This window comes from Endozoicomonas sp. Z74 (genome assembly GCF_057680865.1).
Genome location: NZ_JBLYZI010000017.1, coordinates 19,213 through 32,992 on the forward strand (window position 1 = coordinate 19,213; position 13,780 = coordinate 32,992).

Annotated in this window: 15 protein-coding genes; 11 read left to right on the forward strand and 4 right to left on the reverse strand. The window is 54.7% G+C overall.

All coding sequences use genetic code 11. From position 1 onward, the window contains the following. Positions 1-7: 7 nt before the first annotated feature. The 10 genes from flgM (at position 8) to flgA (ending at position 8,632) form a co-directional block, all read left to right on the forward strand. Complete coding sequence (gene flgM / locus ACNRUY_RS07130; protein WP_488110959.1) at positions 8-313, forward strand: flagellar biosynthesis anti-sigma factor FlgM; 306 nt, start codon at positions 8-10, stop codon at positions 311-313. Beyond that, entirely contained in the window at positions 288-854 is a 567-nt protein-coding gene (gene flgN / locus ACNRUY_RS07135; RefSeq protein WP_488110960.1) for a flagellar export chaperone FlgN, read from the forward strand. Before flgM ends, flgN begins: the two co-directional genes overlap by 26 nt. Continuing rightward, positions 854-1,768 carry an OmpA family protein gene (locus tag ACNRUY_RS07140; protein WP_488110961.1) on the forward strand — a complete coding sequence of 305 codons (915 nt, stop codon included), beginning with the start codon at positions 854-856 and terminating at the stop codon, positions 1,766-1,768. The genes flgN and ACNRUY_RS07140 overlap by 1 nt, the downstream gene beginning before the upstream one ends. 92 nt (positions 1,769-1,860) lie before the next feature. Then, positions 1,861-2,178 (forward strand): flagellar hook-basal body complex protein FliE, encoded by a 318-nt coding sequence (gene fliE / locus ACNRUY_RS07145; protein WP_488110962.1) that lies wholly within the window; start codon positions 1,861-1,863, stop codon positions 2,176-2,178. 31 nt (positions 2,179-2,209) lie between these two features. Beyond that, positions 2,210-3,862 (forward strand): flagellar basal-body MS-ring/collar protein FliF, encoded by a 1,653-nt coding sequence (gene fliF / locus ACNRUY_RS07150; protein ID WP_488110963.1) that lies wholly within the window; start codon positions 2,210-2,212, stop codon positions 3,860-3,862. After that, complete coding sequence (fliG, locus tag ACNRUY_RS07155) at positions 3,855-4,880, forward strand: flagellar motor switch protein FliG (protein ID WP_488110964.1); 1,026 nt, start codon at positions 3,855-3,857, stop codon at positions 4,878-4,880. Before fliF ends, fliG begins: the two co-directional genes overlap by 8 nt. 285 nt (positions 4,881-5,165) lie before the next feature. Next, positions 5,166-6,038: a FliH/SctL family protein gene (locus ACNRUY_RS07160; protein ID WP_488110965.1), complete on the forward strand. Its 873-nt coding sequence runs from the start codon at positions 5,166-5,168 to the stop codon at positions 6,036-6,038. Next, positions 6,038-7,378, forward strand: coding sequence for a FliI/YscN family ATPase (locus ACNRUY_RS07165; protein ID WP_488110966.1), 1,341 nt, complete (start codon positions 6,038-6,040; stop codon positions 7,376-7,378). The genes ACNRUY_RS07160 and ACNRUY_RS07165 overlap by 1 nt, the downstream gene beginning before the upstream one ends. After that, on the forward strand, positions 7,375-7,791 hold the full coding sequence (locus ACNRUY_RS07170) for a hypothetical protein (RefSeq protein ID WP_488110967.1): 417 nt from the start codon (positions 7,375-7,377) through the stop codon (positions 7,789-7,791). Before ACNRUY_RS07165 ends, ACNRUY_RS07170 begins: the two co-directional genes overlap by 4 nt. A gap of 112 nt (positions 7,792-7,903) precedes the next feature. Next, on the forward strand, positions 7,904-8,632 hold the full coding sequence (gene flgA, locus ACNRUY_RS07175) for a flagellar basal body P-ring formation chaperone FlgA (protein ID WP_488110968.1): 729 nt from the start codon (positions 7,904-7,906) through the stop codon (positions 8,630-8,632). Positions 8,633-8,680: 48 nt separating this feature from the next. Here flgA and ACNRUY_RS07180 read toward each other — a convergent pair whose 3' ends face one another. Continuing rightward, positions 8,681-9,118, reverse strand: coding sequence for a hypothetical protein (locus ACNRUY_RS07180; protein ID WP_488110969.1), 438 nt, complete (start codon positions 9,116-9,118; stop codon positions 8,681-8,683). Between the two features lie 350 nt (positions 9,119-9,468). Here ACNRUY_RS07180 and ACNRUY_RS07185 point away from each other — a divergent pair, with 350 nt between their 5' ends. Next, positions 9,469-11,322, forward strand: a complete 1,854-nt coding sequence (locus ACNRUY_RS07185; RefSeq protein ID WP_488110970.1) for a type I restriction-modification system subunit M/S — start codon at positions 9,469-9,471, stop codon at positions 11,320-11,322. Between the two features lie 241 nt (positions 11,323-11,563). On the opposite strand, the gene fliP is transcribed toward ACNRUY_RS07185, so the two are convergent. Genes fliP through ACNRUY_RS07200 form a run of 3 tightly spaced genes read right to left on the reverse strand, consistent with a single transcriptional unit; the run spans position 11,564 to position 13,730 of the window. After that, the gene (fliP, locus tag ACNRUY_RS07190) at positions 11,564-12,331 is read right to left on the reverse strand and encodes a flagellar type III secretion system pore protein FliP (RefSeq protein ID WP_488110971.1); all 768 of its coding nucleotides are present in this window, start codon (positions 12,329-12,331) and stop codon (positions 11,564-11,566) included. Between the two features lie 6 nt (positions 12,332-12,337). Next, positions 12,338-12,736 (reverse strand): flagellar motor switch protein FliN, encoded by a 399-nt coding sequence (fliN, locus tag ACNRUY_RS07195; RefSeq protein WP_488110972.1) that lies wholly within the window; start codon positions 12,734-12,736, stop codon positions 12,338-12,340. Continuing rightward, on the reverse strand, positions 12,729-13,730 hold the full coding sequence (locus ACNRUY_RS07200) for a flagellar motor switch protein FliM (RefSeq protein ID WP_488110973.1): 1,002 nt from the start codon (positions 13,728-13,730) through the stop codon (positions 12,729-12,731). Before ACNRUY_RS07200 ends, fliN begins: the two co-directional genes overlap by 8 nt. Between the last annotated feature and the right edge of the window lie 50 nt (positions 13,731-13,780).

The window sequence follows — 13,780 nt, forward strand, 5'->3', positions numbered from 1 at the left end:
GGTTTCTATGTCCAGCATCAATCGCACGGGTTCGAAAAAGACAGGGGCTGTCGCCAGCTCCAGGACCAGTGTGGATAAAAACCGGCCGGCAGCGGGGTCTGCAGGTATTGAAGAGGACCGTCTTGAAGTCAGTGCCGAGGCCCAGAAGATTGATGAGCTGTTTCAACAGCTGGCGGATGTGGACGAGGTGAATTCCGCCCGGGTGGAGAGCATTCGAAAGTCCTTGAAAAAAGGCAATTTTCCCATCGATTACCAGCAACTGGCTGATAAAATTCTGGAACTCTCTGATGAACTCAACCGCGACGACGACTAAACCGGCTCTGCCTGCCAGAACTCCCCAGGCTGATCCCAATTTCAATGAAATCTGCCTGCGGATGCAGGGCAACATTCAGGACGCCCTGGCACTGTCCAGAAAACTGGAAGCGGTGCTGGGAGCGGCACACCGGAAGATGCTGGAAAGGGATATCCCGGCCCTGGAAGTGTCACTGGAAAGCCAGGTGAAACTGTTGAATATGTTGCAGATCAACGCCTCCCTGAGAGAGCACTACCTGAAGCAGGTGGGTCTGTCATCGGACAGCCAGGGCATCAATGAGTTTTTTAACCTTATCCGGCAGGTGATCCCTGAAGGACAGGGTGTCAGCACTGCGGCTTCAATCAGTCCCGCAGCCATGGAAAAATACTGGTTCCAGCTGGAAGGATCCGCCAGTCGCTGCCACCAGCTCAACAATGCCAATGGCCGGCTTCTGGCCAGACTGTCGGCCAGTACCCGCAAAATCATTGAACTGGCGTTTACCGGTCAGCCAGCCTCCACCTACGACAAGCGTGGGCTCAGCGTCAGCCCTGTGGGTGAGTAATGGGGGGGCTGGCATTCCTGGCCTTCACGCTATCCCTGGTGCTTATGCCGTTGTCAGGGCTTTGGGCGACACCGGTTGTTGAGTCAGACCGCTCCTCAGCATCACCGGAATCATCACAAAAACGCCAGACCCGGACTTACCCCCATGGTCTGGGTGATACCCTGTGGACCCTGGAAGCTTCAAAGTTTATCTGCCGCCTGAGCAATACCATTCCCGGCCTGGGACGTTTCGATCTCACGGCGCAGGCCGGTGGGGACGAAAGGGTGACATTGCAGCCTGATCCACTGTATGACCAGGACCGCCATGTGGTGTTCAGCATGGGGCCGCCAGCCTGGAAGTCCGATGCCCCTTCAAAGGTGTTGAAAGAGCAGCATTTTGCATCCGGAAAACGGTTAAGCATCGCCTTTAATATTTCCAGCCTGGTGGAGTCCATGCAGCAGGGTAAGGAGCTGATCGTTGACGTCCGCCGGAAACCTGCCCCTGATTTCCGGTTGCGGGTGCCTTCCATCCAGATTCAGAAAACCGCCGGTGACTTCTACCTCTGTCAGGATCAGCTGCTGGTAATGAACTTTCAGCAGGCCCGGCACAACCACTTTTATTACCAGTCGAAACAGAAAGTGCTGAATGACCGGCAGAAAGCCCGTCTGGTGAATATTGCCGATTACCTGATGGCAGACAACACCGTTATCAAGATGACCATTGACTCCCATACCGATTCCTGGGGGAGCGACCTGATCAACCGCAAGCTCTCGGAACAGCGGGCCCGGAATATTCATGGTTTTTTGCTGGGTCTGGGCGTTCCCGAGGAAAAACTGCTGATGCGTTTCCATGGAGAGCGCTACCCCGTGGCCAGTAACCGGAGCCCGGCGGGAAGGGATAAAAACCGCCGCGTCGAAATTCAGTTACTGAAATAGTCTTTACCTGTCCCTCCCTAAACTCTGTCAAAAGCCCGTCGATACTCTATTTCATCTGGAAGCCCATTTTTATAAAAGAGGGAGTGCAGGATATGGATATCCAGGGACTTTCACCGGACCTTATCAACCCGATTCTGGCGGACCGGCAGCAGTCGGTCTTGCCTTCAGATCTGTCCCCCGTTGAATCAGCACCTGATTTCCAGAAGCTGCTGAAGCAGGCCATCGATAAGGTCAATAACCTCCAGCAAAGCGCTTCTTCCCAGATGCACAGCATTGATACCGGAGAGTCCAAAGACCTGCTGGGAACCATGATTTCCGTCCAGAAGGCAGGGCTCTCATTCCAGGCCCTGGTTCAGGTGAGAAACAAGGCAGTGTCCGCCTATGAAGAGATTATGCGGATGCAGATTTAAGCAGGACAGGTGATCAAGGAAGGATCCCATCATGGCTGATACAGAAGCGCCACCGGTTACGGAAGGTACTGAGCCAGAGAGTGAGTCAGCGCCGCTCTGGCAGGGTTACCGGGAAAAGGCAAAACAGTTCTTTCAGAATAACCGTGGCTACCAGACGGTGATGATGATCTTTCTGGCGGCGGGGATTGCCCTGCTGGCAGTGTCCTGGCTCTGGTCCCAGGCTGCGGATTACCAGCCATTGTACGGTAACCAGGAACTCTACGATGTAGCCAGTATTGTGGAGGTGCTGGAGCGGGAAGGGGTGGCGTACAAACTTCATCCACAATCCGGTCAGGTGATGGTGGATGCCGGGCGGCTCAGCCAGGCCCGGATGAAACTGTCCATTGCCGGTATTCAGGCCAGAACACCGGAAGGACTGGAGTCTCTGGACAATCAGGAAATGGGATCCAGCCAGTTTGTGGAAAATGTCCGCTATCGCAGGGGGCTCGAAGGGGAGCTGGCCCAGACCATTATCAGTCTGAGACCCGTGCGGAATGCCCGGATTCATCTGGCCCTGCCGAAACGCAGCAGTTTTATCCGCCGCCAGGAAAAGCCATCCGCCTCGGTGTTTGTGGATCTGTTCCCCGGGTACAAGCTGAGCCCGGAACAGGTAGAAGGCATCATTAACCTGGTGGCCACCAGTGTCGCCAATATGGACCGGGGCGATGTGTCGGTCATTGATCAGCACGGGAAGCTTCTGTCGTCTGATGTACTGCTTAACAACAGCGCCCTGGGAGAAGTGAGTAAACAGCTGGATTTCAAACAGCAGGTGGAATCGCGCTATCAGCAGCGGATCAGCAACCTGCTGGAGCCTGTGGTGGGTCCGGCCAACTTCCGGGCCCAGGTCACTGCCAGTGTGGATTTTGAAAAAGTGGTTCAGACCGTAGAGCAGTTTGATCCCGGAGCCGGGGTTATTCGCAGTGAACAGGGAAAAGAGCAGACCAGCTCTGGTGGTTTGGCCAGAGGTATTCCCGGTACGCTGAGTAACCAGCCGCCCGATGAAGCGGACCCGGAAGCCGGGCAGGAAAACACCAGCGTGCAGTCAGAATTTGTTCGTAATTATGAGGTGGACAAGGTGGTCCGCCAGGTATCGAACCAGCAGGGACGGGTAACACGGCTCAGTATTGCCGTGGTGTTCAATGAGAAGCCTGATGAGGCGCTGGGGATCACTGCCTGGGATCAGGCCCGGCTGGACAGTATCCGGCAGATGATTATTGATGCCACCGGGATTGACCAGGCCCGGGGCGATCAGATCAGTATTCACACCGCTCCCTTTGTCCCCACGGTGAATGTTACCCCGGCACCTCTGCCCTGGTGGCAGCAGCCCCAGACGCTCTATTACGTGAAATACGGCAGTGGCACTCTGTTGGGGGTTCTGGTGCTGCTCTTTCTGATCCGTCCGATGATGAAGCAGGTCACCCTGAAGCTGGAGCCACCGGTGAACACCTTGCCAGCCCCGGTTGAAGGCGAAGTCAAAGAAAGTGAAGAGAGCGAACGGCGGGTGCTGTTTGATGAGAGTTTTAACCTTCTGCCCCCGGAACTGGCGGATTTTGAAACCCAGATAACCCATATGCGCAAGCTTTCCACCAAACAGCCTGAGCGGGTGGCCCAGGTGATCAAACTATGGATGAGCAGCTATGAGTGACAACAACAACCGTGCCCTGGCGGTTCGTCAGCCCACCGCCAAAGACATCGCTATTTTATTGCTGAGCCTGGGGGAAAAGGGGGCGGCCCGGGTGATGTCCCATTTAAGCCAGCGTGAGATCCGCCAGATCAGTGCCTCAATGGCGGCCATGGCACCGCTGAAGCGGGATCAGGTTCAGGAGGTGCTGGATCTGTTTTTTCACACCTATCGTTACGACAGTGGTCTGACCGGCTCTTCCAAAGGGTACCTTGATAAAACCCTGAAACTGGCCCTGGGGGATAAAGAAGCCAAGACGGTCATGGATTCCATTTTCGGGGATGAAGCCAACAGTCTGGAAACCATGAAGTGGATGGACTCCGCCACCATCACAGAGCTGATTGCCGGTGAGCATCCACAGCTGCAGGCGGTGGTGCTCACCTACCTGGAACCGGAACAGGCGGCGGAGATTCTTCAGCGCCTGCCGGTGGCCTCTCATCAGGATCTGTTATCCCGGGTGGCGCGACTGGAGGAGCTGCACCCTTCTATCCTCCAGGAGCTGAACAAGATGTTTGATGACAATATCGGTCGTCTGAGCACCAGTCAGAACACCACGGTCAGCGGTCTCAGGCAGGTGGCGGATATTATGAACCGCATGGGTGACCATACCGTCCAGAACCTGCTGGGTTACTTCAAGGATCAGGATAAGAAGCTGGCGGACAAGATTGAGCAGCAGATGTTTGTCTTTGAGCATTTGGTTCGGCTGGATGAAGAAGTGCTTCGCAAGATCATTGCCGAGGTTAGCCAGGACATCCTGGCCCTGGCATTGAAAGGGGTGTCCCAGGAGGTCATGGATGCTGTTCTTGCCACCATGACCAAACGGACAGCGCGGTTCCTCCAGGAGGATATTGAGAACCTTGGCTCTGTCCGGGCCAGCCAGGTTCAGGGGGCCAGGAATGATGTGCTGCGTATTGCACGACAGCTTGCCGCCAGTGGGGAAATTGAACTGACCTTCAATGATGAAGAGGAAATGATTGAGTAATGACCGGTGCTGACTATGAGGCTTTATACAGTCAGGGTTTGTGTAATACCAATCAAACTTTCTAACCCCGTTATGAGCATGGGTAGCTGGGCGGAAAGACAAGGCGAAGTGATGAGGCATAGCCGTAGCTATGGCGAGGAGCTTCAACGCAGGATTTTTGCTCAGATAACCAGCGCAATAGGGGATTTAGAAAGTGCGATTGGTATAGGCACCCTATAAGACCGGGAAGGAAAGCCGATACGCCGATAGAGATCCGACCCTGATGCAATCAGCAGGCATGATTTGATGAAAACCAGAAAAAAAATCTGGCAGCCTGAAACCGCTGCCTACCGTCGATTCCAGTTTCCTGTTCATGAAAAAGCAGGTCATGAAGCCCCTGTTCAGGACGATGGGCGACCGGTTCGATCTGCTGATCTTACGGCCAGTGAACAGAAAAAGGTGAGTGCTTCCAGCCAGCAGCCCGGCACCCCGGAGGTAACCGGTTCTGCTGTTCCCGCCAGGAAGCCCGATGTTACCCGGGCCACAGAGCAGCGTCTTACCCAGGAGAACTATCAGGAGAGCTACCAGAAAGGCTATGAGGAAGGGCGGCGCCTGGGGTTTGAGGAAGCCATTCAGCAGGCGGCAAAACAGACACAGCAGGCCTCTGAACAGCTCTCTGAAAAACATCGTGGCATGGCAGAGAAGCTTTCCAGTGAGTTGGAGAGTATTCAGAGTCATGCCCTGAAAAACCGGGAGCAGCTTTCGGTATGGCTGGGTCAGCTGATTGAGGAAGTCTGTCGCCAGGTTATACGTCGGGAAATCAATACCCGGCAGGATCAGATTATCACGGTGATCCGGGAAACCCTGGAATTGATTCCGGAAGAGAGCGAATACAGTATCCATGTGAATGAGCAGGATGCGGAATGGTTGAAGCAGATGAAGCCGGACTTTGGCGCTCCCTGGCAGGTGGTGATCAGTGAGGATCTGGCACCGGGAGACTGCCGGATACTGGCCAGTGAGTCCGAAGCTGAGGCCCGGCTTGAATCGCGGCTGGTGGAGTGCCTGGACATTATCCGCGAGTCATTGCCCGCTATTTCCAGCATGGAAGGCTCCGGGACCCGTTCTGAAGCGATATCTGACTCATCCGGGAAAACCGTTGCCGGGGTGGTGGAATCGTGATGGATGCCAATGGCCTGTTCGATCGATTGAAAGCGGTCCCCGTGGCCCGGGTGTCCGGCAAGGTGACCGCCATCCGGGGAATGTTGCTGGAAGCCACCGGGGTGAAAATGCCCGTGGGGCAGCTCTGCCGGATTCAGCAGGATTCCGGTCAGGAAATAGAAGCCGAGGTGGTGGGCTTTAACGACAAAAGCCTTTTTCTGATGTCATTGTCCAATCGTATTGAAGGCGTTTCTGCCGGAAACCGTATCCTCCCTGTGCCGCTAAACCACCAGTTAACGGTGGGCCATGAGTTGCTGGGGCGGGTGGTGGATGCTCTGGGCAATCCCCTGGATGATCGCTCCCTGTCCCTGAGTGACACTGTGCCGTTTTCTCCGCCTCCTATGAACCCACTTCAGCGAACGGCGGTTGATCAGCCTCTGATGGTGGGGGTTCGTGCTATTGATGGCCTGTTGACCCTTGGGCAGGGGCAGAGGATTGGGTTGTTTGCAGGCAGCGGTGTGGGAAAAAGCACACTGCTGGGCATGATGACCCGTAACACCCAGGCCGATGTGACCGTGGTGGGGCTGATTGGCGAGCGTTCCCGGGAAGTTCGCGAGTTTGTGGATCATACCCTGGGGGCTGAGGGATTAAGCAGAGCGGTGGTGGTGGCGGCTCCGGGGGATGAATCTCCGGTCCGGCGCATTCGGGCCGCCCTTTACTGCCACCGGATAGCGGAATATTTCCGGGACCAGGGAAAGTCGGTGCTGCTGCTGATGGACTCGTTGTCCCGTTTTGCCCAGGCGCAGCGGGAAGTGGCGCTGGCGGCAGGGGAGTCTCCTGCTTCACGGGGTTATCCCCCTTCCGTATTCAGTAAAATACCCCTGTTGCTGGAGCGGGCGGGTCCTGGTGTCGGAAAAGGCTCGGTAACGGCAGTTTATACAGTTCTGGCAGATGGGGATGATATGAAGGATCCGGTAGTGGACAGTGCCCGCTCAATTCTGGATGGCCATATTGTCCTGAACCGTGAGCTGGCGGAAAGAGGCCACTACCCGGCCATTGACCTGGAACAGTCCCTCAGCCGGGTGATGCCCCAGGTGACTTCACAGAGGCACCAGCGCAGTGCCCTGCAGTTTCGCAGTTATCATGCCCGTTACAATGAGTTCCGTGAACTGCTGGCGATCGGTGCCTATCAGGAAGGGGCTGACAGGGAGTTGGACCGGGCCATAGAGCAGCGGCCCATGATGGAGCAATTTCTGCAGCAGAGCCGTTTCGAACAGGTGGACTCCCTCCATAGCATTCAGCAGCTTGAGTCGCTCTGGCAACCGGAAGAGCGGCTCCAGACCGTGGAGAGTGGGTCATGAAGCAAGGTCTGTTGAATAAAGCTGGAAAATCCCTGGAAAAACAGCAACAGGCACTGCAAAAAGAAATAGCGGCGCTGGAAAGGCAGTTGGCAGATCTTAAACAGAAACAATCCTTGCTGGATGATTCCAGCCGTCGTTGTGACACGGAACTGGGTAAACGAACCGGAGCGCTGGCCTGCTGGAATCGCAATGATTTCTCGGCCCTTCTGAATCAGATTTCACAGCTGGTAGACCAGCGGATTCAGGAGCACCAGAAGCAGCTGGAAACGCTGGCTCACTCTCTCCAACAAAAGCAACTGACCCGCCAGGGTGTTGAGCACCTGTTGACCCGGGAAGTGCAAAAAGTCGCTGATATTGAGGCCCGCAATGGACAGCAGGAGTTTGAAGAAGCTCTGGTGATTCATAGCGATTAATCGTTTTCTTTGTCTTTACTCCTGCCTTTTCATTCTTGCCTTATATACAGGCGACGGAACTCTCATCCTTGTGATAGCCTGAAGGCTGAATGAATTTTGCAGGGAAGCCAATATGTCATTCAGCCGGTTTTTTCTGGCCAGGGGCCTGCCCCTGTTGGTGGTTCTTTTTTTATCCAGCCCGATGTCGAGGGCTGGTGACTCCCAGAGCACGTTAACGCCGCAGATTGACCGTCAGGCGTCAGAGTTTGTCCGGAACGAAGTTCAGGCATTTCTGGAAACCCTGCCGGATGCCCGGTATCAACTGTCTGTGCGCCCTGCCACCAAAGCATTATCTGCCTGCAATGTCCCTCTGACTTTATCCCGCCTGGGTAATGGCCGACCTCCGGTAGGCTCTGTCAGGGTGAATGTTGAGTGCCCCGGTACCTGGCGCAGTTACCGGTTGGTGGAGGTTGATGTGTGGGTTCCCGTGGTGTTCAGCAGTGGCCATCTTGCCCGGGGGCAGAGGCTGGGGCGATCCGACCTGAAAAAGGTGGAGACCCCATGGAATCAGTTGCGGGGCAATTATCTGACTGAGTTTGAACCCTTGCTTGGGCGCCAGCTGAAACGCTCGGTCAAGGCGGGGAAATTACTGAATATCGGTTATCTGGCCCCGGAGTATCTGGTTAGAAAGGGCGACAGTGTTACCATTCAGGCGGGGGAAAAGGGGCTGCAGGTGTCTGTGGCTGGAGTGGCCATGGAAAGCGGGGAGTTTGAAGAAAGTATCCGGGTCCGCAACCGGTCGTCAGGAAAGGTGATTGATGCCCGGGTGATTGCCAGGGGGAAGGTGCAGGCTTTGTTTTAGCGGGAGTTTGAAATTTATGGGCCAGGGCTTCCCTGCCACTGGTGGCTTTTAGCCCAGTCTGGCCAGAATCTGTTTTTGAATCTCTTTGATATCGGTTATTTCGGATTTGGCCTGATCCATATCTGTTTTTACCTGATCTATATCTGTTTTTACTGCTCCGATATCTCGTTCAACAATGGCTACGCGGTGTTCGGTCTGATCCTGGCGGGTGAGAAGCTGCTCCGTCTGAAAGAGGCTCTTTATCTGTTTTTGGGCCAGGTCTTTAACTACGACTTTGATCTCGGCTACATCATTGGTCAGCACTTCCTGTTGCGACGCCATACGCTGCTGCTCGGCAATGATCAGCTCCAGGAAGTCATTGGTCCGCTTGGACTGCGCCTCACGCTCTTTGCGGGTTCCAGGGCCAATGGCTTTACAGACTTCTGTCATCTTCATCTCAAGATCACAGACGCGGGCTTCAAGGTTTTTCTCAGCAACACTCGACATAAAAAAGGTAACCTCATTCGATGTTTTTCAGGACGACTCTGTGACTCCGCCAGCGAATCGCTCCTCAAGCATAGACTCTAAAATGGGAAGCGACCGGGTAATATTGACCACTTTATTCAACCTTTTGGCCAGTCAGGCTGCGTGTTCCTCTGGTGCAAGCAATGTCTTCTGCTAATCAACACCAGACTGTGTTAATCAGACGCTGACTGACTGTTTTTTTATAAAATTTTTGAATCAGCGGATGATTAATGATATTCGTGGTTGATTAATGCCGTCAGCGGGAAATTAAAGACTTTTATAACACTACCCTTCAACCCGTGGGCAACCCATGGGAAATGCCAGGAGGCACAATGGGAAAGGAGATCGTTAACGCCCTGATTCCGGACAACCTGCAAAAGCAGAGCTGGTATGACCGTTACCTGTTACTGACCGGGCAGATGCTGGCCTGGAGTTACCTGAGTGATACCGGGCTGCTGAATGAGTCTCTGAAGTTTGGCCAAGGTTTTGGCTCCGGTATTGAAATGGGCGGTGGAGCCGTCAGTTCCTCACTGTTGCAACAACGTTTTCAGGCTATCCAGGCTTTCAGAGGGGAAGCTCTCTGGCAGCTGGCCTGGTCTGGCCACTCCAGGGCCATGGCTGAAATCCCCGGCGGTGAGATTGAACGGTTGATGGAATCCATTGCCACGGCCAGAAGGCACCGCCTATTGCACTACTCTGAGCTTCCGGCAGCACTGGAACTGAAGCGGCACGCTTATGGGGAGCAGCGTGGAGAGAGGCTACCGGCGGAGGTGCAGTCCGTTATCCTGGGGCTGCTTTCTATTCAGGGGAAAGAGCCGGTTTACCTTCCCGGGAAGTCCAGCTATTCCCTGGCGACAGAAATTACGGCTTCGGGTGGAGAGGTTTACTGTGAATATCCGGAGCCTGATCCCCTGAGTGCCATCTGCTCTTTGATAAGCGACGATCTTCACCTGGCAGCAGGTGATCCGGTGGAGAACCCGTCTTTTCTGAGTCAGGGCCGCCTGAAGCCTTTTAACCGGGGCATTGGCGTGTTGCTCCGGGATCATCGTTATAAAGTGAATGACGTGCGGGATCTCTATGGGCGTTTTGATCCGGCGCTCCGTCAGCGGGAAATGCTGCTGGTCCAGCATATGCTGAAGCAATGCCGGGGGGATTTTGTTCTGGCGCTGCCCAGTGCCTTTCTCCAGAAAAACACCCGGATGCACACCGCTTTCCGGCGGCAGCTGATCGACGACGGTCGTCTGGAAGGGATCATCCGCCTGCCCTCCGGGTTGCTACCGGGCCGGGCTCAACCTCTGTATCTGCTGGTATTTCGGGCTGAGGCTTCGGACTCGCTGCGGCTGATCAATGCCGATTCCGAGTATTTCCGGGCCATCCCCCTGAAAAAACGGGGGGGAGCAAAAACCAGGCTGAATCATCCGGAGGTGATCCTGGAGCAGTATCAGGAGCTGTCCAACACCCGGGTCAGCTATCGGGTCAAAAAAGAGATATTTCTGGCCCCGGATCAGGCCGGTGAAAACAACATTCTGATGGATCCTGGGGCTTATCTTGGGGTGAACCGTTCCCTGATCGTTGGGCTGTCCTCCCATCCATGCAAACCTCTGTCGTCCGGTTTCGATATTATTCGTGCCCAGGCGATTAAAGGCGCCGCCAGTGATTCGCCTGATCAAGGCCGGACGTTTATGGAAGTGACAGTGAGTGACATCAATGAAGCCGGACAGGTGGATAACCCTTGTCGTTCAGTGCATATCGCCGGAGCCGGGCTGAAACGGGCAGAGGCTCAACGGTTGCAGGCCGGGGATATCCTGCTGGTGATCAAGGGGCAGGCAGGAAAGCTGGCGGTGGTACCGGAGATCTGTGGCAGTAACTGGGTGGCGGGACAGGCCTTTGTTATTTTACGACAAAAGCCGGGTAATCCCCTGAAAAGCCCGGTGGTGTTATTCCGGTTCCTGAAGTCGGAAACAGGGCAGAAATTGATTGCCAGCATCTGCACCGATGGCAGTGTCCCGTTTATCCACAGCCGGGATCTGAAAAACCTTCCTGTTCCTCAATGGTCAGATCTTGAACAGGATCAGGCCTGCCGCTCCCATGATGAAATTCTGAAACTCTATGCCAGGATGCGGTTTTTCCGGGAAAAAGCAGAGATGATTGAGCGGGAGATATTAGGGGCTGTTGATGTTTCATGATCCGACTCAGTGGCTGAAAAAGCCCTCAGTCACAAGGAAGGCTTGCGAAAATTGTAGTTGTTCTACATTGAGTAAGCCTGACACAGTGGATGGGGCTTTTTCAGCCACCCGAAGGGCATTGCCGGGAGCGCCTGTAGCTGTGTTACAGCGTTTTGAAAAGCAGTCGGCTTTCCTGCAACGCTGCGCCTTGCTACAGACGCTCCCGAAAATGCTGAGTTCGATAATGAAACGCCAACAGCCCCTAGAAGAAGCTTGAAGCCAGGGTTCCCATCATCATGGCCCAGCCGTCCACCAGAACGAACAGCATCAGTTTGAACGGCAGGGAGATCATCTGGGGGGAAAGCATGATCATTCCCATGGCCATCAGTACGCTGGCCACCACCAGGTCAATGACCAGAAAGGGAATGTAGATGATAAAGCCGATCTGGAAGGCAGTTTTCAATTCGCTGGTAACAAAGGCAGGAATGGCGATGGTTAAGGGTGTGTCCGACAGGCTGGCGGGAACCGGTGTATTGGCGATCTGATAAAACAGCTCCAGGTCGGTATCCCGGGTCTGGCGAAGCATAAAGTTTTTCACCGGTACACTGGCCTGTTTAAGGGCCTCCAGCAGTGTCGCTTTGTCGTCCAGGTAAGGGGTGATGGCCTGGACATAAACGGTTTCATACAAAGGTGACATAATCAGCAGGGTCAGGGCCAGGGTGATGCCCAGCAGGACCTGGTTGGGGGGCGTCTGTTGAAGACCCAGGGCCTGGCGAAGAATGGCCAGGACAATGATGATCCGGGTAAAAGAGGTCATCATCAGCAGTGCCGCCGGAATAAAACTCAGGGCGGTGAGCAGAATCAGAATCTGCAGGCTGGCACTGTACTCCTGGGAACCCCCGTCGGCGGTGACCGTCAGTAAGGGGAGGCCCTGTTCGGCCATGGCCTGTGCCGGTGCCAAAATGACGCTCAGTAACAGCAAAGGTGCTACCAGCCTGGCTGTCCACAGGAGGCATGGGAGAAAAGCCATATCCGGTCAGGCCAGCTTTTTCAGCCGCTCCGATTCACTGATGACGTCCAGAAAGCGAATGCCATACTTGTCGTGTATCACCACCACTTCGGCGTAGGCGATCAGGGTGCCATTGACCATGACTTCCAGGGGTTCCGAGGCTTCTTTTTCCAGCTCAACAATGGAGCCTTTATTCAGCCGCATCAGATCACCAATATTGATTTTGGTGCTGCCCAGTTCCAGAGTCAGCGTCACTGGAATATCCAGTATCATTCCAAGGTCGTTTACGGTCTGGGGCAGATTGGTATGGTCGTCTTCTTTCTCAGACTGTTCTGGTTGAAGGGAGTCCTGAAAGCTAACCTCTCCAGGAATATCTGGCTGGTCCGGTTGAAAGCCATTGCCTTCTCTGTCCTTGTCATCACTCATGGATTTCCTTCTCCTCGGGTTCGTAGACCTCTGATTCCTCAGTGTGTTCACCGTGAAGCTTTTTGACGATCTTCATGGCCAGGGCATTCTGAACGGTGCAGACATCCGCCTTGAAACTGGGGATCCCTGCCACTTTCACGGTGACGTGGGGGGGAATGTCCACCTGGATAATCTGCCCGGGCTGCAGGCGAAGGACATCACGCAGGCTCAGGTCAAGGCTGCAGAGCCGGGAAGACAGCTCCAGAGGCGCCTGCATCAGGCCCAGCAACATATTCCTTTGCCACTGGGGGTCCTGTTCCGCCACTTTAAAGGCCTGCAGCTTTTCCCGGACGGGCTCCAGTGCCTGATAGGGCATAACAATGTGAAAGCGGCTGGTATGCCCACCCAGCTGCAGGGTGAACTGGCTGAGCAGAATGATTTCGGTGTCCGAACGGAACAGGGTGGAGATCGGGCTGTTATAGCTGTCGGCCAGACGGATTTTAAAGGAAAGAATACTGCTCCAGGCATCGGTCTGTTTATCGGCAGCCGCCTTGAGGATGCGCTGGAAAATACGGATTTCTGCGGTGGTCAGCTCCTGTCGGTTATTGACACGGGTATCCCCCGTGCCACCGAAAAAGATATCCACAAGCGAGAACAACAGGGGCGACTCCATGGCCATAAACCCGGAGCATTTCAGCGTGGTGGATTTGTAGATGTGTTGCAAATCCGGGGTCGTCTGGCTGGCAAGGTAATCCCCCACTTGCAGGGAGTCCACGGTTTCAAACTGGACATCAATATTGGTCCGGAAAATGCTGCTGATGGCATGGCGGAACAGTTGCGAGAAACGCTGGTTGATCAGCTCAAGGGTGGGCAGCAGGTCGTGGATTTTATAATCCGGATTGGTCAGGTCATAGGTTTCCAGGTCCTTGAACTCCGAACCGGAATGCACCTTCTGAACTTTCACCTCACTCTGGGCGTTTAGGCCGTCGGTGGTGGATTTGGGTTTCCTGTCCATGGAATGATCCAGACCAAGCAGACGCAATGGGATTTCTTCAAGATACCGCC

Excerpts from the sequence above, each read along its gene's own strand:
- flgM (WP_488110959.1), top strand. The coding sequence starts at position 8 with ATGTCCAGCATCAATCGCACGGGTTCGAAAAAGACAGGGGCTGTCGCC.
- flgN (WP_488110960.1), top strand. The coding sequence starts at position 288 with ATGAACTCAACCGCGACGACGACTAAACCGGCTCTGCCTGCCAGAACT.
- ACNRUY_RS07140 (WP_488110961.1), top strand. The coding sequence starts at position 854 with ATGGGGGGGCTGGCATTCCTGGCCTTCACGCTATCCCTGGTGCTTATG.
- fliE (WP_488110962.1), top strand. The coding sequence starts at position 1,861 with ATGGATATCCAGGGACTTTCACCGGACCTTATCAACCCGATTCTGGCG.
- fliF (WP_488110963.1), top strand. The coding sequence starts at position 2,210 with ATGGCTGATACAGAAGCGCCACCGGTTACGGAAGGTACTGAGCCAGAG.
- fliG (WP_488110964.1), top strand. The coding sequence starts at position 3,855 with ATGAGTGACAACAACAACCGTGCCCTGGCGGTTCGTCAGCCCACCGCC.
- ACNRUY_RS07160 (WP_488110965.1), top strand. The coding sequence starts at position 5,166 with ATGAAAACCAGAAAAAAAATCTGGCAGCCTGAAACCGCTGCCTACCGT.
- ACNRUY_RS07165 (WP_488110966.1), top strand. The coding sequence starts at position 6,038 with ATGGATGCCAATGGCCTGTTCGATCGATTGAAAGCGGTCCCCGTGGCC.
- ACNRUY_RS07170 (WP_488110967.1), top strand. The coding sequence starts at position 7,375 with ATGAAGCAAGGTCTGTTGAATAAAGCTGGAAAATCCCTGGAAAAACAG.
- flgA (WP_488110968.1), top strand. The coding sequence starts at position 7,904 with ATGTCATTCAGCCGGTTTTTTCTGGCCAGGGGCCTGCCCCTGTTGGTG.
- ACNRUY_RS07180 (WP_488110969.1), bottom strand. The coding sequence starts at position 9,118 with ATGTCGAGTGTTGCTGAGAAAAACCTTGAAGCCCGCGTCTGTGATCTT.
- ACNRUY_RS07185 (WP_488110970.1), top strand. The coding sequence starts at position 9,469 with ATGGGAAAGGAGATCGTTAACGCCCTGATTCCGGACAACCTGCAAAAG.
- fliP (WP_488110971.1), bottom strand. The coding sequence starts at position 12,331 with ATGGCTTTTCTCCCATGCCTCCTGTGGACAGCCAGGCTGGTAGCACCT.
- fliN (WP_488110972.1), bottom strand. The coding sequence starts at position 12,736 with ATGAGTGATGACAAGGACAGAGAAGGCAATGGCTTTCAACCGGACCAG.
- ACNRUY_RS07200 (WP_488110973.1), bottom strand. The coding sequence starts at position 13,730 with ATGGACAGGAAACCCAAATCCACCACCGACGGCCTAAACGCCCAGAGT.